The sequence below is a fragment of the Stenotrophomonas sp. 59 genome, from assembly GCF_030291095.1.
Classification (GTDB): domain Bacteria; phylum Pseudomonadota; class Gammaproteobacteria; order Xanthomonadales; family Xanthomonadaceae; genus Stenotrophomonas; species Stenotrophomonas maltophilia_Q.
In genome coordinates, this window is record NZ_CP127408.1 from 3545366 (window position 1) to 3562918 (window position 17553).

Here is a 17553-nt window from a genome sequence, read left to right on the forward strand (position 1 = left end):
GCTGTGCCGGTTGAGCGGGCCCCGTGCCCTGCGGGTGGATCAACGCAGGTTGCGTGCCAACCCCGGCACGCCTCCCCCTGGATTTCCCCGCGCCCATGATGGCAGCAATTTCGCGGATGGGAACCCCCCGCTTCCGAATCTGCGATGGACGCGGCAATGTGACGCAGTACGTCACCTTTGGTCGGCACCCGGCACGAAATCGCACGCTGGGGCCCCTGCCAACTGCCCATCCGGCCTTGAACCCGCTACCATCGATGGCTAGTTACCCGCCTGGGGATGGCGGGTCTTGGGGAGCCAACATGTCTGTCAGTCGCAGTGCGATCAAGAAAGAGCCGGTGGCGCGCGCCACCATTGAGCTGCAGCCGTTTGTCTGGGTGGGGACCGACAAGCGGGGCGTGAAGATGAAGGGCGAGCAGCTGGCCAAGAACGCCAACCTGCTGCGCGCCGAGCTGCGCCGCCAGGGCATCAACCCGGGCCAGGTCAAGCCCAAGCCGAAGCCGCTGTTCGGCGCCTCCGGCAGCCCGGTCAAGCCGAAGGACATCGCCTTCTTCAGTCGGCAGATGGCCACGATGATGAAATCCGGCGTGCCGATCGTGTCGGCGCTGGACATCATCGCCAGCGGGCACAAGAACCCGCGGATGAAGAAGCTGGTGGACACCATCCGCACCGACATCGAGGGCGGCTCCTCGATGTACGAGGCGGTCAGCAAGCACCCGGTGCAGTTCGACGAGCTGTACCGCAACCTGGTGCGGGCCGGCGAAGGCGCCGGCGTGCTGGAAACCGTGCTGGACACGGTGGCCACCTACAAGGAAAACATCGAAGCGCTGAAGGGCAAGATCAAGAAGGCGCTGTTCTACCCGATCATGGTGGTGGTGGTGGCGATGCTGGTCAGCGGCATCATGCTGGTGTTCGTGGTGCCGCAGTTCGAGGACGTGTTCAAGAGCTTCGGCGCCGAGCTGCCCGCCTTCACCCAGATGGTGGTGAACCTGTCGCGGTTCATGGTGTCGTGGTGGTGGCTGATATTCCTGATAGTGGTGGGCTCCGCTGTCGGTGCCATCATGGCCTACAAGCGCTCGCCGAAGATGCAGCATGCGATGGACCGGTTCGTGCTGAAGGTGCCGGTGATCGGGCAGATCATGCACAACAGCGCCATCGCCCGCTTCTCGCGCACCACCGCGGTGACCTTCAAGGCCGGCGTGCCGCTGGTGGAGGCGCTGGGCATCGTGGCCGGCGCCACCGGCAATACCGTGTACGAAGAGGCGGTGCTGCGCATGCGCGACGACGTCTCGGTGGGTTACCCGGTGAACATGTCGATGAAGCAGACCAACCTGTTCCCGCACATGGTCATCCAGATGACCGGCATCGGCGAAGAGGCCGGCGCGCTGGACGCCATGCTGTTCAAGGTGGCCGAGTACTATGAGCAGGAGGTCAACAATTCGGTGGATGCCCTGAGCAGCCTGCTGGAACCGATGATCATGGTGTTCATTGGTACCATTGTGGGCGGCATGGTGATTGCCATGTACCTTCCCATCTTCAAACTCGGCGCCGTCGTCGGATAACACATACATGGCTTTTCTCGACCAGCATCCTGGCCTCGGCTACCCCGCCGCGGCCGCCTTCGGACTGCTGCTGGGCAGTTTCCTGAACGTCGTCATCCTGCGCCTGCCCAAGCGGCTGGAATGGCAGTGGAAGCGCGATGCGCGCGAAGTCCTGGAGGAACCGGACTTCTATGAACCGCCCCCCCCGGGGATCGTGGTCGAGCCGTCGCACTGCCCGCACTGCAAGCACAAGCTGAGCTGGTACGAGAACATCCCGCTGTTCAGCTGGATCATCCAGGGCGGCAAGTGCCGCCACTGCAAGGCGCCGATCTCGCTGCAGTACCCGCTTGTGGAGGCGATGACTTCGCTGCTGGTGGTGGCCTGCGTCTGGCAGTTCGGCTTCGGCTGGCAGGGTTTCGGCGCCATCGTGCTGACCTGCTTCCTGATCGCGCTGTCCGGCATCGACCTGCGGACCCAGCTGCTGCCCGACCAGCTCACCCTGCCGCTGATGTGGCTGGGGCTGATAGGCAGCATCGACAACCTCTACATGCCGGCCAAGCCCGCCCTGGTGGGCGCGGCGGTGGGCTACCTGTCGCTGTGGACGGTCTGGTGGCTGTTCAAGCAGCTGACCGGCAAGGAAGGCATGGGCCACGGCGATTTCAAGCTGCTGGCCGCCCTCGGCGCCTGGTGTGGCCTGAAGGGCATCCTGCCGATCATCCTGCTGTCCTCGGTGCTGGGCGCCATCATCGGCTCGATCTGGCTGTACAGCCGGGGCCGTGACCGCGCCACGCCGATTCCGTTCGGGCCCTACCTGGCCATCGCCGGCTGGCTGTACTTCATGTGGGGTGCGCCGCTGGTGGAGCAGTACATGGTGATGAGCGGGCTGCGCTGAGGGGAGTCCCCATGAGCCGCTACGTGGTTGGCCTGACCGGCGGCATCGCCGCCGGCAAGAGTGAGGTGACCCGGCGCTTCGAGGCGCTGGGCATCGTGGTGGCCGACGCCGACCTGGCCGCCCGGGCCGTGGTCGCCGCCGGCAGCCCGGCCCTGGCCCGCATCGCCGAGCGCTTCGGCGCCGGCATGCTGCTGGCCGATGGCGCCCTGGACCGGGGCCGCCTGCGCGCCCACGTCTTCGCCGATCCGGCCGAGCGGACCGCGCTGGAAGCCATCACCCACCCGGCCATCCGCCTGCTGATGCAACAGCAGTGCGAGCAGGCTGAAAGCCCTTATGCGATTGCCGCCATTCCGCTGCTGACCGAGGTCGGTGGGCGGAAGGCATACCCCTGGCTGGACCGGGTACTGCTGGTGGATGCACCGGAAGCCGTGCAGCACGCCCGCCTGATGCAGCGCGATGGCATCGACGCCGCGCTGGCTGACCGGATGATCGCCGCCCAGGCCAGCCGCGCGCAGCGATTGGCACTGGCCGATGACGTGGTGGTCAATGATGGACGGTCGGAGGACCTGCAGGCGCAGGTGGAACAGCTGCATGCGCGGTATCTGGGGTTGGCCGGGGGGTGAGCCCTGGTTGCCGGCCAGCGGCCGGCACTACCGGAACGCATCCACGCATGGCGTGGATCTACCGGAGCGCATCCACGCGTGGCGTGGATCTACTGTAGAGCCGAGCCCATGCTCGGCTCCGGAAAGCCAGGGCAGCCGAGCGCAGGCTCGGCTCTACACGAGGCAGGCGCTTACAAGGGTTTCGGCGAGAACGTCAGGGTGGCGATCACGCCGCGCTCGCCACCGGGGCGCACGCTCACCTGCCAGCCGTACAGGTCGCACAGACGGCTGACGATCGACAGGCCGATGCCGCCGCCCTGCGAATGGCCGGCGTGCGTGCCGCGGTAGCCGCGCTGGAACAGCTTGGCCGCATCTTCCTCGCTCAGGCCCGGGCCGCTGTCGGTCACCGATACCGAATTGGTACCCACGAAGACGCGCACTTCGCCATCCTGCGAGTACTTCACCGCGTTGCCGATCAGGTTGCCCAGCGCCACCGACAGCGCCGCCTCGGGTGCATCGATCACCAGGTTGCGCTCGCCTTCCAGCAGCAGCTCCAGCGGCTTGCCGCCCAGCTGCGCGCGGTGCGCATCCAGCAGCTGCTCGGCCACGCGCGCCACGTTGCTGGTGCCCTGCCCGCGCTCGTTGCGCGACAGCAGCAGCAGCGCACCGATCAGGTCGCTGCACTGCTGTTCGGCACGCTGGATGCGCTGCAGGCGCTGCAGCACCTTCTCGTCCAGGCCGGGCCGGGTCAGCAGCAGCTCGGTGGCCCCGCGGATCACCGCCAGCGGCGTGCGCAGTTCATGGCTGACGTCTGCATTGAACTCGCGGTCGCGCTGCACCACTTCGGTCAGCCGCGAGGAATAATCGTCCAGCGCCTGTGCCAGCTGCCCCACCTCGTCATCGGGAAAGCGCGGCGCCAACGGCTCGGGATCACTGGTACCGCCACGGTACGCACGCAGCCGCGCGGCCAGGTCCGACACCGGCTTCATCACCTTCGATGCCGACCACCAGCCCAGCACCAGCGACAGCACGCTGAACACCAGCACCGACAAAACCAGCGCGCGGTTGAGCTGCTTGCCACCGCGCACGCTGTCGGTCATGTCATAGGCGAGGAAGAACCAGGCGTCGGGCGTCTTCCGCACGGCCAGCTTGTAGGAATAGGGTTCGCCGTGTTCGTCGCCGCTGACGCTGTGGATGCCATCGGAGAAGCCCGCCCACTGCGCGCGCTCTTCGCGCACCCGGTCGAACTTGTCCTTGGAATAGGCATATGCACGGATCTGCAGCACCGGCGCGTCCGGGTTGTGGCCCGGGTGTTCGTAGTAGCGCCGCGCGTACTCGTCGATGTTGCGGTTCATCAGCTCTTCCACCAGCTGGTTTTCCACGCGCAGGCGGGCCCAGTTGGTGGCGAACGCGAACAGTGTTGTCAGGCAGAAGCCCAACAACACGAACGAGACGATGATGCGGCTGCGCAGGCGCCGCCTGTATGGCGTGCGCCGGCGCTCCCCCTTGGCTGCCACGGAATCAGGCTTCCGGGGTGGCGATGCGGTATCCGATGCCATGGCGGGTCTGGATCAGCGGCACTTCAAACGGCTTGTCGACCACCGCACGCAGGCCATGGATATGCACGCGCAGCGAATCCGAGTCGGGCAGTTCCTCGCCCCACACGCGGGTTTCCAGCTCCTGGCGGGTCACCACCGCCGGCGCCGCTTCCATCAGCGCCTGCAGGATCTTCAGCGCGGTCGGGTTGAGCTGCAGCAGCTTGCCCTGGCGGCGCACTTCCAGCGTGTCCAGGTTGTACTCCAGATCGCCGGTTTCCAGCACGCGGGTCTGCACGCCCTTGCCGCGGCGCGACAGGGCGTTCAGACGCACTTCCACTTCCTGCAGCGCGAACGGCTTGATCAGGTAGTCATCGGCACCGGAATCGAAGCCGGCCAGCTTGTTGTCCAGCGAATCGCGGGCCGTCAGCATCAGCACCGGGGTCTGCTTGCGCGCTTCGTTGCGCAGCTTGCGGCAGACTTCGATGCCGTCCATGCCTGGCAGGTTGAGATCCAGCACGATCGCGTCGAACTCGTGCACCACGGCCAGATGCAGGCCGGTGACCCCGTCAGCCGCGAAGTCCACCGTATGCCCCCGGTCCTCCAGATAGTCGCCCAGGTTGGCCGCAATGTCGCTGTTGTCTTCGATTACCAGGATTCTCACTGTCACCTCTAATTGACTGTACTGCCGGCGCGCATGACCTGCCTCATGTCCTGCTGAGCCCGTTCCTTCTGCCGAGCACGCTCGGCAACGGTCATGCACTGCGTCGTGGTCCGATTGGAACCGATGGGCTTTTCACGTTGGCATATTAGACGACTATCTTCACGCGCCTGTGTCAAAACCGTGTTCACGACCTGCTGATCGTTGAAGACCTGGGTTTGCACCGGTTCAGGCATGGAATCGCGTGCCGGGTACTGCTCCACCGCCGCCCGCATGCGTGCCAGGGCGTCGTTGACGCGGGTGCGCTCGTCCTGCTTGAGTTCCGAATAGGTTTCGCCGTCCTTGAGCTCCACCTCGATACGCGCGATCTGCTGCTGCAGCGGCTGACCGGGCACGAACACATCCTTGCCCCTGGATGCCGATGCGGTACTGACCAGGGCCAGTCCTGACAACAGGACGGCCGACATCAAAGCCTGTTTCATGGCAAACAAATCCTTGTCTGTGGCGAATCCCGACTCTATTCGCACCGCCTTCACGCCAGCAAGTGCCAATGGTCGAGCCGCAGGGGGCCCTAGCGCGAGGTTTCCGGATTCAAGTTGTTGAAGGTGCGCTGGTCATTCAACAGCGCCTTGCCCTTCTCCGCGATCCGGCGCCGTTCGGCCACCGTCAGGCAGCGGCTTTTGGGCATGTTGCTGCCGGTGGTGCGCGTGTACTGGCAGACCTGCCGGCTGTCATCGTGGGCGCGGGTCAGCAGCGTATTGATGCGCTCCTGGTCGTTGAAGACCTCGCCCTGCACCTGCGGCGGCAGGTCCTGCAGGCTCTGGTGGTCACCCATCCGCGTGGTGATCCGGGCCAGTGCCTGGCGCACCTCGCTGCGGTCATCAGCGGAAATCTCGCTGTAATCGCCATCATCCAGGGCCTTTTCGACCTGTCGCACCTGCTCGGCCACCGGCGACTGCCGGTCCATCTGCACAACGGATTTCTCCGGCTTGGCCGCAGCAGATCCGGCCAGGCCCAGCAACAACGCGATCATCGTGATGCGGTACATCGCCAGCCTCCGATCCATCCAGGAACGATGGGGGCCACTCTACGGCCGTCACGCTGCCTCCACAAGGGACACCGGGCAGGCATAAAAAAGACCCAGGCGGTGCCCCCGCCTGGGTCTGAAGTTGTATCCCGATACCGATCCTGCTGAGAGGCAGAGCTGCGGTTCGCTGAAGCCTACGCGCGGGCCGATTAAAGGCTTGTTAAAGCCGGCCTCATCCACCCATGAGAATTTCAAGCAACTGAAATTTCAAGGTTTTTTCAGCTTCTCGACGTGCTCGATGATGCGCGTGGCCACGTCCACCCCGCAGGCAGCCTCGATCCCTTCCAGCCCCGGCGTGGAGTTGACCTCCAGCACCAGCGGGCCCCGTGCGGAGCGGATCAGGTCCACCCCGCACACCGACAGGCCCAGTGCCTTGGCCGACCGCACCGCCACCTGCTGCTCGGCACGGCTGGCCTTGGCCGCCACTGCGGTACCCCCGGCATGCAGGTTGGAGCGGAAATCACCTTCCGGCGCCTGACGCTGCATCGAGGCCACCACCTGGTCGCCGACCACGAAGCAGCGCAGGTCGGCCCCCTTGGCTTCGCCGATGAACTCCTGCATCAGGAAATTGGCATACAACCCGCGCAGGGCCTCGACAATGCCGCGCGAGGCGCTGGCCTTCTCGGTCAGGATCACGCCCCGCCCCTGGGTACCCTCGTTGAGCTTCACCACATGCGGCGGCGGGCCCAGCATGGACAACAGGTCGACGGTGTCGTCGGGGTTGTCGCCGAACACGGTGACCGGCATGTCGATGCCCTTGGCCGCCAGCAGCTGGTGCGCACGCAGCTTGTCGCGCGAACGCAGGATCGCGTCGGACGGATTCGGGGTGCGTGCGCCCATCAGTTCGAACTGGCGCAGTACTGCGGTGCCGTAGCGGGTGATCGAGGCACCGATGCGCGGGATGACCATGTCCACGCCGGTCATCGGCCGGCCCTTGTAGTGCATCGAGAAGCCATCGGCGGCGATGCGCATGTAGCAGCGCAGCGGGTCCAGAATGCGAACGGTGTGGCCGCGCGCGCGCGCCGCCTCGACCAGCCGGCGGGTGGAGTACAGGGAGCTGTTGCGGGACAGGATGGCGAGCTTCATCGCGGCAGGATCGGGCGGCAGGCGCGCAGCATAGCGCGGGTGTGTGGCGGGTGGATGATGCCGCGCGGACGGGCGCTTCTGCATGGCTGGCAGGGCTGTGCGAAGATGCCCTGCCGGCTACAGGACAGGACACGGCCGGCCCATGCAAACCAAGGAGAACCACAGATGCGAATGGGAATTCCGCTGTTGTTGCTGTTTGGCCTGGTGGGAGGCGCCGCAGATGTGCAGGCTGCGCCGACCCATGCAGTCTCCCGGCTCTACTTCGATGCCAACAACACCCTGATCGGCCAGGGCCTGCGCTACTGCACCGGCAGGACCCAGCACCAGGGCGTTGCGTCTCATGCCAATACCCGCTGGATCGATGTTTCCTACGCCTGCCAGGGCGACTCGACCGACGTTTCCTACGGCAGCTGGGTGCCTGCTCAACTGCGGCAGGATTTCTGCACGCTGTATGACGCCTGCACATCGCTGATGCCATGGCCGGAACCCAGCCTGCCCGGCACCCTCGGCAACGGTTTCTACTCTGACTGACAGCCGCCGTACCGTCTCCGGCGATGGCAGCGCCGTCGCCGGAGACTCCACCCGCCATGCCCCGGAGACGCCATGCCGCTGACGATCCTTCCGCGCTTCTCCGAAGTGGATGTACTCGGCCATGTCACCAACACCGCCCTGCCCGTCTGGTTCGAGGAAGGCCGCCAGGAGATCTTCCGGCATTTCAGCCGCGAGGCCAGCATGCGCGACCTGGCGCTGATCCTGCGCCGCTACGAGATCGACTTCCTGCGGCAGATACAGGCGGGACACGAAGTGCGCATCGAGACCCGGATCGAGAGCATCGGCCGCTCCTCGCTGTCGATCGTGCAGCAGGCGTTCCAGTTCGAGGCTCTGGTGGCCAGCGGGCGCTGCGTGATGGTGCACTTCGACTACACGACCAACGCCTCGCGCGAGATCGATGCGGAACAGCGCCAGGCGTTGTCGGGGCTGTTCACCGAGGAATATGCGCAGTCGCTGCGGGAAACGAGCGCGCGCGCCGCCGAGGCCTGATCAGCGCGAGGGAAGGCGCAGCCTGAAGCGCCCATCACGGGCGCGCAGCGCCAACCCGGTTTCGCGCCATTCCACAGGCAGCTCCAGGGCTGTGTGGGGCGTGGGGTACCGATGGACGGCATCGGACTCCCAACGTTCCTCATAGGCTTCGCACTGGAGTGTGCCGTCGTCGTCAACGTCGATCACATTGATCCAGGCCACGCTCCGGTCCTTGCCGAAGCCCCCCATCGCATGACGGGCAAAGGCCTGCCAACGCCCCTGCCAGCAGGCAAGCCATACGCCCTCGATGGGCCGCAGGTTCTCATCAAGCACACTGCCGGCCACCACCAGGCAGCGTCCCGATGGGCTCGCGATCACCGTCTCCAGATCACAGACGTGGCGACCACTGGATGCCCCGTCAAGGTAGAGGGAATACGGGCAGATGCACGCGAACAGGGCCGGATGCGCGGTCACGCGCAGATCATCGGGAAGCAGCGGGACCGCGCGCAGCACCCGGGCATCAGGCAGGACGTGCCTCAGCTCCCGCGGCACCCCGGCGGCCAGCGCTGGATGTCCCTGCTCCAGCCATAGGCCCCGGCAGGGATGCAGCTGGGTCACGCCGCCGGACTGGCTGCGCAGCCACGCCTCCGCCCCGGCATCCCCATCGGACTGCTGGCGCTCGCTCAGCTGCTGCCGGAACAGGCCGGGAGCAGCCGCATGCACGTGCATCGCCTTGCGGCGCTCGTCGTAGACGAACACCGCTTCGCATCGATCAACATACCCGCTGGCCAGGCGCAGCGCGCTTCCCGGCAGGTCCAGCCATTCACTGCTGGCATCACGACTGCCTCCAGTGGATACGCCTTCGACGATGGCGCCATCGCGCAGCATCTGCGTGCTGTACGCCGGGCCGCCCATGCCCAGCTCGCCCCAATCCAACAGCACATCATGTGCGGGCGGCCGCTCGGCAAAGGGCTTCATCGATCGCGAGCGCAGGCGTGAACCGCCCACGGCATCGCCGACCAGATCGATTCGCTGCAGCGCGCCCCCCAGCGCAAGGCACACGACAAGGCCGACAAACACGCCCCAAGGTGACCACCAGGCTACGCAGACGGCGACCCAGGCCAGGAACGGCAACCACTGGGTGTAGCGCCTGACGGCGCTTCGATCAACCGACATGCGGTTGAGAGGGGCACAGTTGAGAACCATCCACGTCTTCAATGCCGATCTGATCGATTGCGCCCGATGCGGGTTCAAGCATCCTGCACTCCAGGAACTGCACCGAATCGATTCTCTTCCTCGCTTCCGGGAAGCAGCATGACCGGAAAGAGCACGAACACCCCCAACGGAATGAACGCGATCACGGTGTACCAGCCTGACTCGTCGATATCGTGCAATCTCCGCACGGTCAGGGCCAGCATCGGAGGCAGGAAGACGATGACAGCGCAGACGGTCATGACCCATCCCAGCTTCCACAGGATCTCTGATGTTTCCCAATCGAAGGACAGGTAGCCGACCAGCCAGTAACCGCGATCCATCACGCTGTAGCTCACCGCTATCACGAACCCGGCAAGCAGCGAATACGACCAGAACTCCCTCCGGTCGGATCGCCCGGAAAAATCAAAGCATCGCCTGATGGGCACAAGTGCAGCGATCATTCACGCTCCGGGCAACGGATGATGGGCGTCAACAGCTAACGATCTTTTAGCATTCCGAAGCCAAGCATCAACTGAATCCTGCAGCTCGACCAAGCCCGGAAGGCCACAGCAGCTGCGGCTGCAGCAGGGGAATTCCTGTCCTGCAGGCTCCGTGCCAGGGCGGTCGACAAATGAGTCTGATCTTCGGAACGGCATCGCCAGCAACTGCTACTAGCCTCCCAGCTTTCCGGTCACCGAATAGAGAGGCTCCAACAGCCATTCGTAGAGCTTGCGGCGCTCCCCCATGATATCGGCCTCGAGCTGCATGCCTGGACGAAGCGGCTCCATCGTTCCATATGCCAGCACTCCTTGCCGATCCAGGGAAACAAGGACTCGATACAGGGACTGCTTTGCATCACCGTCCTTCTGGGATTCCGTCAGCGCGCTGCGGGAGATGCGGATGACCGTTCCCTCGTGGGCACCAAACTTCTGGTAAGGATAGGCCTGGTAGCGCAGGAGAACCCGGTCCCCCGGCTTGACGAAACCAACGGCCGAACTGGGCACCAGCAGCTGTGCTCGAAGCTCGGAGCCTTCGGGAAGCAGGCTGAGAATGGGCTGTCCCGCCTGCACTGCCTGGCCAGCCTCAACGAGTCGATTTGCCACCAATCCGGTTACCGGCGCGCGAAGGAGCAACTCTCCATCGGCCTCCATCCGGACGGTCTCCTGACTCAGCTCAGCCAGATCACGCTCGGACGCCGCCTTGGCGGAGTGCCGTTGATGGGGAATTTCTGCCAGCCTCTGCTCCAGTTCGGCCAGGTTCCGCCGGATCGAGGTCGCTTGGCGTTGCAGGGCTTGTTGTGCGTTGACCGCCTCGAGCATCGACTGCTCCTGCTGATTGATCTGAACCACGCTGACGTAGTGCTCATCCTCAACGCTCCGGTATCGGTCAAGCGTCTCTCGACCAATTCTCACCTGCTCGCCGCGGGTTCTGATCTCCGCCTCGATCTGCGAAAGCTCGCGCAGCATCGCAGCGCGCTGGGCTTTCGCACCCTCCTGCTGTGCTGCGAGCTGCCTGTCCTGGAATTCGCTCATCGCCTCCACGCTGGTCATGCGGGAGCGTTGCTCCTCAAGCAACGTTGATACGGCATCCTGTCCGGAGGAGGTGACCCGCGGCACGTTGATCGTTAGCAGCCCATCCTGGCGCTGGACGTGATCCCCTTCCTCAACATCCAGTCTCGCAACCACGCCTGCCGACGGAGCGACCACGGTGGAAAGCCCGAGATCGGGCACAAGCTCACCCGAAACCCTTGATCTGCGTGAGTACTCGCCCAGGCAAAGAAAGCCGACGATGGCCGAGGCCGCGATCACGGCGAATACCGCAAGAAACCAGAAACGGAGCGGTTGTGCCAGGGACACGCCACCGAGCCAGCTCCGGCGCTGGGCGTCGATGGCTTCCTTGCGGAAGAGGCCACTCATGCAGGGACCTCCTCGACGCCATCCCGATCCGCTTTGACGGAGCCTGGCGCATCCTGCGTCAACACCTGTGCCACTGCTCCCGCATGCATGACCAGCACCCGGTCAGCGCTGGCGATGGTTTCTGGACGATGGGCGATGATCACCCGGGTCAGCTCAAGCTGTCGGACGGCTTCATTCACCAGCCTCTCCCGCTCAACATCCAGATGGCTGGTTGCCTCGTCCAGGAAGAGCAACTGTGGCTTGCGATACAGTGCGCGAGCGAGGATCACCCGCTGTTTCTGTCCTCCGGAAAGCGTCGTACCCATGTCGCCGATCAAGCTGTTGTAGCCCATCGGCATCGCTGCGATGTCGTCATGCACAGCCGCCATCTGTGCGGCCTCGCGCACTCTGGCTTCATCATGATGATCGTCCTCGAAGGCAATGTTGTCGCTGACACTTCCGGCGAAGAGCTGGTCATCCTGCATCACCGCTCCGATCATGCGACGGTAGTCACTCACGCTTATCCTTGGCAACGGTACGCCACCAATGCGGATCTGGCCCTCGGTCGGCTGCAGCAGCCCCAGGAGTATCTTGATCAGCGTGGACTTCCCACAGCCCGAAGGGCCAATGATGGCGACCGACTCCCCGGCATCCACCACGAAACTGCAGTTCTTCAGCACCCAGGGCTCACCGGGGGCGTAGCGGAAACCAAGCCCCTCAACCTCAATGCGGAGTCCATCCGGAAGCATGTTGCCCGCGCTGGAAGAGTGGTCCTCCGGCTCGGTGAGAACAATGTCGGAGAGCCGCTCGCCGTGCAGGCGCAGCATGCGGAACTCCACCCACTTGTCGATCAACGCCCCCACCCGCTGTGAGAACTGATCCTTGTAGGCGAGGTAGGCAATCAGCATGCCCACGGAGAACACGTTGCTCATGGCCAGCAGCGCACCGAGCCAGACCACCGCGATACGTTCCATGCCAAACAGCAACTGATTGGCACCACCGAAATTCAGCCCGAACTTTGCCAGCCAGATGTCATGGTTGACCGTCTCGTTCATGAGATTGAAGTAGCCGGCTTGTCGAGCCGATTCCCGTCCCGCCACCTTCACCGACTGGACTCCGCGAATGGACTCGAGGAGATGGCTCTCCTGCCGAGCCGCGGCGATCAACTGCTTCTCCGTGCCTCGCCGGAGGGACGCAAAGGCACAGGCACGCGTGATTGCATACAGAACAACCGCAAGCAGCGTGACCAGCGCAAGCTTCCAGCTGTAGAGCAGCATCATTCCCAGCGTCACCGCCGCCATGAGCCCATCAATGAGCGCCTCTACGAAGCTGGTCGTCAACGTTTTCTGGATGGCTTGAACGCTTCCCATCCGTGAGGTGACATCGCCCAGATGGCGCTTTTCGAAGAAGTCCAAGGGCAAACGCAGCAGGTGTTGAAAGACGTTTCCGGTCCATTGCAGGTTGAGCCTGTTTGACAGATAGATGACCGCTCGGCCTCGGATCTGCCCGATACAGACCTGCAGCAGCAGTGCCAGCGCGAATCCAATGCCCAGCACGGTCAGCAGGTCTCTGTCGTAGGCGACGAGCACTTGATCCACGGTCCATTGCATGAAGAACGGCGCTATCAGGACGAACAACTGAAGAGCAATGGACAGAAGCAGCAGCAGCCCCAAAGCCTGCCACAAGCCCTGGATCTTCCCGGTCAGCTGTGCAAGCGAGATGGCTGGCGGGCGAGGGCTGACCCGGAAATTGGTGGTTGGATGCAACTCCAGTGCAATTCCGGTGAAATGGCGCGAGACCTCCTCCAGAGAGAGCTTGCGCTTGCCAAAGGTTGGATCCAGAACAGTGACGCCACTGCGCCCCACTTTGCTGATTACGACGAAATGGTTGAGATCCCAATGCGCGATGCACGGCAACTGAAGTTGGTTCAGATGCTCCAGGTCCAAGCGCAGGGGGCGGCAACGAAAACCGAGTGCCCCACCAATTTCGATGATCTGAGCAAGCGTTGCCCCTTTGAGTGAAAGGGCGTATCGGCGACGGAGTTCCCGGAGTCCGACGCCGTTCCCATGATATGACGCAACCATGGCCACGCAGGCAAGCCCGCATTCGGCTGCCTCCGACTGGATTATCGTATCAATAGCCTGACCCCTCCATGCGGCAGTACCTTTGCGTTTGAAGCGAAAATCCCGGAAGAACGGAAGAACGGGTGGGTTCCGCCATCTTCAGCCACCACCGCTGCCCGATCAACAGTCGAAATCGCTCACGGGAGAAACCGCCCTGCATGCCAGGCGCCTCGGGAGCAGGCCCACCAGGCCTCCGCTCACGACTGGATTCCGTAGTCCCTGAGCGTTGGATAGAATATGACCCACTGCGTTATCGTAAGATTGATGGTGCCGTGCACAGTTGCCAGCTGGGTCGTGCTCAGCCTGAATTGACAAGCCAATACGCAGAGAAGTATCGAAAACAGGAAAGTTGAAACAAATGCGCCCACGTGGACTGCAGCAAAAGCGATGCTGACCAGGATGGCGCCCAACACGCGCCCGAAATAGTGGGATACGCCATCAAAGAGCAGGTGCCTCACAACTTTCTCCTCGAAGAGAGGCCCTATGATGCAGCTCGACACCAATCCCAGAATATAGAACCTGATTGGGATTTCGCCAAATGGGATGAACTTTGTATAGGGTATTGCGGGAACCCCGATGACGAGAACCCAGATCATCCCTCCGGCGATTCCAACAGCCACCAAGGCAGCTCCGAGCCGGAACGTCCAATCTCTCCGGGGTTCACTGGGAAGTAGCCAGACGCAGACAATGAAGGCGATCAGTTCAACCATCGCCCTTGATCCGAAAACGTCAAAATGGCTCAGAACCCCCTGCGCTGCACCGACGCCCACAATTGCAATTGCAGCCACGAATATTTTGTTTTCTGCTATGGGACGAGGCTTCCAGCGCGCGACCTTTGTAATCAAAATATTCTCCAAAGGACCCAGGCCCGAACCCGGGCCTGGGTCGATGCTTCCGCCTCTACATCATCATGAACCGTGCATCGAAGGCTTGGCCTTGAGCTGACGCCGCGAAGACGGGCGATCAGACTGCCCGGATCATCGAGCCATGAGGTAATGGTAGATCAAGCCAGCAGCGCCGATCCCACTGAATGGCGCAACCCTTCCATACATATAGGCAGCCTCTCCAAGGTCGTGGAGGGTCCCGCTGATATGGGTGCCTTCGCTGGAACCAACCTGGAAGTTGATACCACGCGTACCACCTGAAACTTCTGCAAGTTCAAAATGCCTGAGATCACGCATAGAGCCTCCATTTCATGGTTGTCGGGACTTCCATCTTTCCGAGCCCACGCTGGGCGTCGGGCTGGAGCCATGCCACAGCGACAGTCACTCGTCTCGTTGCGACGGTCGGACTGAAGCAGGGCTCCCATGGCAAAACGAGGGAAGGCAGTATCTCCCCCAGCCGTTCCACTGGTGACGTTCACAGTACATTCACATCGCGCCATAAGTGGCAGGGCTGGCCTGTCTGCGCTCTGGGGGCACGCTCCTTCGGCCGGGTCGACAGCATTCTTTCTTTCGGGCTCGCCCCGGGATGCGATGAGATGCGGTTGCCTCAATGCCCAACGTGCGTTCCGTTGCGCAGCTTCATGCCTCTGATGATCAGATCCCTGCGCCTACCAGTACATGCCCGCCCGCCGGCAGACTCATGGAGAAGACGAACGAGGAAGCGCGAGCCGATGACGGCATCGCAAATCGATGGGCACAAGAACGCGACCCTATAGTCCGCTGGGACGAGAAAGACGCGGTGGTATGGGAAAAAACGACACCTCGAACGACACCTGACCAGCTCGTTTGAGTGCTCGTTTGAGTGCTCGTTTCTCTGCCGGTTCACCCGTGCGCCATCAACAACTCAGGCGCAGATCCGGTGACGACATGGAGCGGGCGATGGGAATCGAACCCACGTCAGTAGCTTGGGAAGCTACAGCTCTACCATTGAGCTACGCCCGCGTTGCGGTGGAAAGTCTATGCGCTGGGCCCCGTGTTGCGCAATGGTGTCCATCGCATCAGCCCGGGGTCAAAGCCCTCTCGTTGCCGAGAGGGCCGACCCCGCCTGGTTTCTGCTTAGAAGCTGCCGCTGAAGTTGGCGAACAGCGTTGCGTCCTGGGCACGCTTCTGCCCGGCCGAAGCGCTCAGGCCGAAGTTGCTCTGCAGCCCGAACAGTTCGGTGCGGGCACCCAGCACGACGGTCGCGTAGTCCTTGTCGAACTTCAGGCCCGGCACACGGTAGCTGCCCAGTTCCGGCAGGGTCTGCAGCCACGCGCTGCCCTGCTTGGTGTCTTCGAACTCATGGTCGTAGGTCAGCTGCGCGTACGGCTTGAGGGTGCCGCCATCGAAGCGGGCCTGCCAGCCGATGCGGCCAACGGTCGAATCAACGTTCTGGCGGTCGTAACCCAGCGCGGTAGCCAGGGTGCCGGCCGCAGCGCTTTCGGTGTAACCATCGATCTTCACCTTCTGCCAGATCACCGAAGCGATCGGACCGTGGCGGAAGCCGCCTTCGGTGCCGAACTCGTAACCGGCGTTCAGGGCGGCGGTCAGGTTGCTGCCGTCCGGCGAACCACCGTGCTCGCGGGTGGCCGGGCCCAGCTGGACCTTGCGGTTCACGTCGTACGACAGCCAAGTGTAGCTGACCTGGCCGTTCACCCAGATGCGATCGCCGTACCAGCCGGCGAACAGACCGGCGGTGGTGTCCTTCTGGGTGAAGTCGCCACGGCTGTTGCCGAAGTCGGCGTTGAGGCGGCCGAAGCCGGCGAAGCCGCCGACCACCATGCCGTCGCGCGCCCAGTCGATGCCGAACAGGCCGGCCGGCGCCAGGCCGTCGTACAGATCCGCATGGTCGTAGCGCTGCAGGTCACCGCGCACGCCACCCCACCAGGACAGGCCGTCGGCCGGACGACCGCCCAGGTGCATGCTGACCTGATCGGCACGCGAACGACCGATGGTCTGCGCCGAGTGGCTCAGCACCTGCTGCAGGCGCGGGGCTTCCAGCACCGAGACCGCGTACTGGCCCAGCAGCTGGTGGCCCGCCGTGGTCGGATGCACGCCATCGGCGAACAGATAGGTGTTGGCCGCATCCGGGCTGACGTAGCTGGTCGGATTGCAGCCGATGATGCTTGCAGTGGAGTTGTTCGGATCGATCTTGCAGGCGGTGCTGGTGACGTTGGTGAAGCCGTACATCGCCGGGTTGGCTGCCACTTCGCCCAGCACGGTGAAGGTATCAAGCGGGATGAACTCGATGCCGGCCTGCTTCAGGCCACCATACAGGGCCTTGTTGTAACCGGCCGACAGCGCGGTGGCGGTGGCGGCATTCGGGCCACGGAAGGCCGGCGTCAGGCCGACGTTCGGCAGGTTCGGCACCAGCACGTACTGCGCACCGGCCTGCTTCAGCGCGCCGACCAGAGCGATCTGGTCGGTGACGGCCGCGCCGATGATGGCCTGCGCCTGCGCCGGATTACCCGCGGCGGCGAACAGGTCGTTGGCACCGCCCCAGACGGTATACAGGGCGTTTGCGTCAGCCTTGCCGCCATTTGCGGCAAGGTAACGGGCGGCCTGCGACTTCAGCGACGGAATGGCACCCAGGCCACCCGCCTCGTCGACCGAAACGCGGGCGCCACCGACAGCATAGTTGTCACCCTTCTGGCCGTTGCCGTTGGCACCGCCGTTGAGGCCGTAGTAATTGGCGACCTGCTGCGACCACACCCAACCCGGGTTGGTGGTGAACTGGCCGGTAACCGGCTGCACGCCCGGATCGAGCAACGGGCGGAAATAGCCGGCATCGGTGAGGCTGTCACCGAAGAACACGGCCTTGGAATACGGGGATTCGCCTGCCATGGCCGGAAGCGCGGCCAGCGCGATCGCGGCCGCCATCAGGGAGCGGATCGGGTGTTTGCTGAGCTGCATGTAGGAAACTCCTGTGGGGAAATCGTTGGGGACCCGGCGGACGTACGCCGGCGCACGGTGAATGGTTTCACTGCGCCGCATTTT

16 protein-coding genes and 1 tRNA gene are annotated in these 17553 nt (G+C 63.7%); 5 read left to right on the forward strand and 12 right to left on the reverse strand.

The window, feature by feature from the left end; genetic code table 11:
* Positions 1–299 precede the first annotated feature (299 nt).
* The 3 genes from QP552_RS16375 to coaE are packed head-to-tail and all read left to right on the forward strand — an operon-like array spanning position 300 to position 3053.
* Positions 300–1559, forward strand: coding sequence for a type II secretion system F family protein (locus QP552_RS16375; RefSeq protein ID WP_106549567.1), 1260 nt, complete (start codon positions 300–302; stop codon positions 1557–1559).
* Between the two features lie 7 nt (positions 1560–1566).
* Complete coding sequence (locus QP552_RS16380; RefSeq protein ID WP_049429911.1) at positions 1567–2430, forward strand: A24 family peptidase; 864 nt, start codon at positions 1567–1569, stop codon at positions 2428–2430.
* Positions 2431–2441: 11 nt separating this feature from the next.
* Positions 2442–3053 (forward strand): dephospho-CoA kinase, encoded by a 612-nt coding sequence (coaE, locus tag QP552_RS16385; protein ID WP_286074074.1) that lies wholly within the window; start codon positions 2442–2444, stop codon positions 3051–3053.
* 170 nt (positions 3054–3223) lie between these two features.
* Here coaE and QP552_RS16390 read toward each other — a convergent pair whose 3' ends face one another.
* The 5 genes from QP552_RS16390 to rimK form a co-directional block, all read right to left on the reverse strand.
* The gene (locus QP552_RS16390) at positions 3224–4591 is read right to left on the reverse strand and encodes a HAMP domain-containing sensor histidine kinase (protein ID WP_099553741.1); all 1368 of its coding nucleotides are present in this window, start codon (positions 4589–4591) and stop codon (positions 3224–3226) included.
* Entirely contained in the window at positions 4554–5231 is a 678-nt protein-coding gene (locus QP552_RS16395) for a response regulator transcription factor (protein WP_005410804.1), read from the reverse strand. The genes QP552_RS16390 and QP552_RS16395 overlap by 38 nt, the downstream gene beginning before the upstream one ends.
* An 8-nt stretch (positions 5232–5239) precedes the next feature.
* Positions 5240–5710 (reverse strand): hypothetical protein, encoded by a 471-nt coding sequence (locus QP552_RS16400; protein WP_005410805.1) that lies wholly within the window; start codon positions 5708–5710, stop codon positions 5240–5242.
* An 89-nt stretch (positions 5711–5799) separates the two neighbouring features.
* On the reverse strand, positions 5800–6276 hold the full coding sequence (locus tag QP552_RS16405) for a hypothetical protein (protein WP_286074075.1): 477 nt from the start codon (positions 6274–6276) through the stop codon (positions 5800–5802).
* Positions 6277–6522: 246 nt separating this feature from the next.
* On the reverse strand, positions 6523–7401 hold the full coding sequence (rimK, locus tag QP552_RS16410; protein WP_005410807.1) for a 30S ribosomal protein S6--L-glutamate ligase: 879 nt from the start codon (positions 7399–7401) through the stop codon (positions 6523–6525).
* A 165-nt stretch (positions 7402–7566) separates the two neighbouring features.
* On the opposite strand from rimK, the gene QP552_RS16415 reads away from it, so the two are divergent.
* Both QP552_RS16415 and QP552_RS16420 read left to right on the forward strand, forming a co-directional pair.
* Positions 7567–7932: a hypothetical protein gene (locus tag QP552_RS16415; RefSeq protein WP_258179499.1), complete on the forward strand. Its 366-nt coding sequence runs from the start codon at positions 7567–7569 to the stop codon at positions 7930–7932.
* 72 nt (positions 7933–8004) lie between these two features.
* Entirely contained in the window at positions 8005–8442 is a 438-nt protein-coding gene (locus QP552_RS16420) for a thioesterase family protein (RefSeq protein WP_111110861.1), read from the forward strand.
* On the opposite strand, the gene QP552_RS16425 is transcribed toward QP552_RS16420, so the two are convergent.
* From QP552_RS16425 to QP552_RS16455, 7 genes are all read right to left on the reverse strand, one after another.
* Positions 8443–9627, reverse strand: a complete 1185-nt coding sequence (locus QP552_RS16425; protein ID WP_345782985.1) for a hypothetical protein — start codon at positions 9625–9627, stop codon at positions 8443–8445.
* A 44-nt stretch (positions 9628–9671) separates the two neighbouring features.
* The gene (locus QP552_RS16430; RefSeq protein ID WP_106549560.1) at positions 9672–10076 is read right to left on the reverse strand and encodes a DUF805 domain-containing protein; all 405 of its coding nucleotides are present in this window, start codon (positions 10074–10076) and stop codon (positions 9672–9674) included.
* A 210-nt stretch (positions 10077–10286) separates the two neighbouring features.
* Positions 10287–11531: an HlyD family efflux transporter periplasmic adaptor subunit gene (locus QP552_RS16435; RefSeq protein ID WP_286074077.1), complete on the reverse strand. Its 1245-nt coding sequence runs from the start codon at positions 11529–11531 to the stop codon at positions 10287–10289.
* Positions 11528–13648: a peptidase domain-containing ABC transporter gene (locus tag QP552_RS16440; RefSeq protein ID WP_286075943.1), complete on the reverse strand. Its 2121-nt coding sequence runs from the start codon at positions 13646–13648 to the stop codon at positions 11528–11530. The genes QP552_RS16435 and QP552_RS16440 overlap by 4 nt, the downstream gene beginning before the upstream one ends.
* A 182-nt stretch (positions 13649–13830) precedes the next feature.
* On the reverse strand, positions 13831–14421 hold the full coding sequence (locus tag QP552_RS16445) for a CPBP family intramembrane glutamic endopeptidase (protein ID WP_258393924.1): 591 nt from the start codon (positions 14419–14421) through the stop codon (positions 13831–13833).
* A 1024-nt stretch (positions 14422–15445) separates the two neighbouring features.
* Positions 15446–15519, reverse strand: a tRNA-Gly gene (locus QP552_RS16450).
* 114 nt (positions 15520–15633) lie between these two features.
* Complete coding sequence (locus QP552_RS16455; RefSeq protein WP_106549559.1) at positions 15634–17469, reverse strand: autotransporter domain-containing protein; 1836 nt, start codon at positions 17467–17469, stop codon at positions 15634–15636.
* Positions 17470–17553: the final 84 nt, after the last annotated feature.

Excerpts from the sequence above, each read along its gene's own strand:
- QP552_RS16375 (WP_106549567.1), top strand. The coding sequence starts at position 300 with ATGTCTGTCAGTCGCAGTGCGATCAAGAAAGAGCCGGTGGCGCGCGCC.
- QP552_RS16380 (WP_049429911.1), top strand. The coding sequence starts at position 1,567 with ATGGCTTTTCTCGACCAGCATCCTGGCCTCGGCTACCCCGCCGCGGCC.
- coaE (WP_286074074.1), top strand. The coding sequence starts at position 2,442 with ATGAGCCGCTACGTGGTTGGCCTGACCGGCGGCATCGCCGCCGGCAAG.
- QP552_RS16390 (WP_099553741.1), bottom strand. The coding sequence starts at position 4,591 with ATGGCATCGGATACCGCATCGCCACCCCGGAAGCCTGATTCCGTGGCA.
- QP552_RS16400 (WP_005410805.1), bottom strand. The coding sequence starts at position 5,710 with ATGAAACAGGCTTTGATGTCGGCCGTCCTGTTGTCAGGACTGGCCCTG.
- QP552_RS16405 (WP_286074075.1), bottom strand. The coding sequence starts at position 6,276 with ATGTACCGCATCACGATGATCGCGTTGTTGCTGGGCCTGGCCGGATCT.
- rimK (WP_005410807.1), bottom strand. The coding sequence starts at position 7,401 with ATGAAGCTCGCCATCCTGTCCCGCAACAGCTCCCTGTACTCCACCCGC.
- QP552_RS16415 (WP_258179499.1), top strand. The coding sequence starts at position 7,567 with ATGCGAATGGGAATTCCGCTGTTGTTGCTGTTTGGCCTGGTGGGAGGC.
- QP552_RS16420 (WP_111110861.1), top strand. The coding sequence starts at position 8,005 with ATGCCGCTGACGATCCTTCCGCGCTTCTCCGAAGTGGATGTACTCGGC.
- QP552_RS16425 (WP_345782985.1), bottom strand. The coding sequence starts at position 9,627 with ATGGTTCTCAACTGTGCCCCTCTCAACCGCATGTCGGTTGATCGAAGC.
- QP552_RS16430 (WP_106549560.1), bottom strand. The coding sequence starts at position 10,076 with ATGATCGCTGCACTTGTGCCCATCAGGCGATGCTTTGATTTTTCCGGG.
- QP552_RS16435 (WP_286074077.1), bottom strand. The coding sequence starts at position 11,531 with ATGAGTGGCCTCTTCCGCAAGGAAGCCATCGACGCCCAGCGCCGGAGC.
- QP552_RS16455 (WP_106549559.1), bottom strand. The coding sequence starts at position 17,469 with ATGCAGCTCAGCAAACACCCGATCCGCTCCCTGATGGCGGCCGCGATC.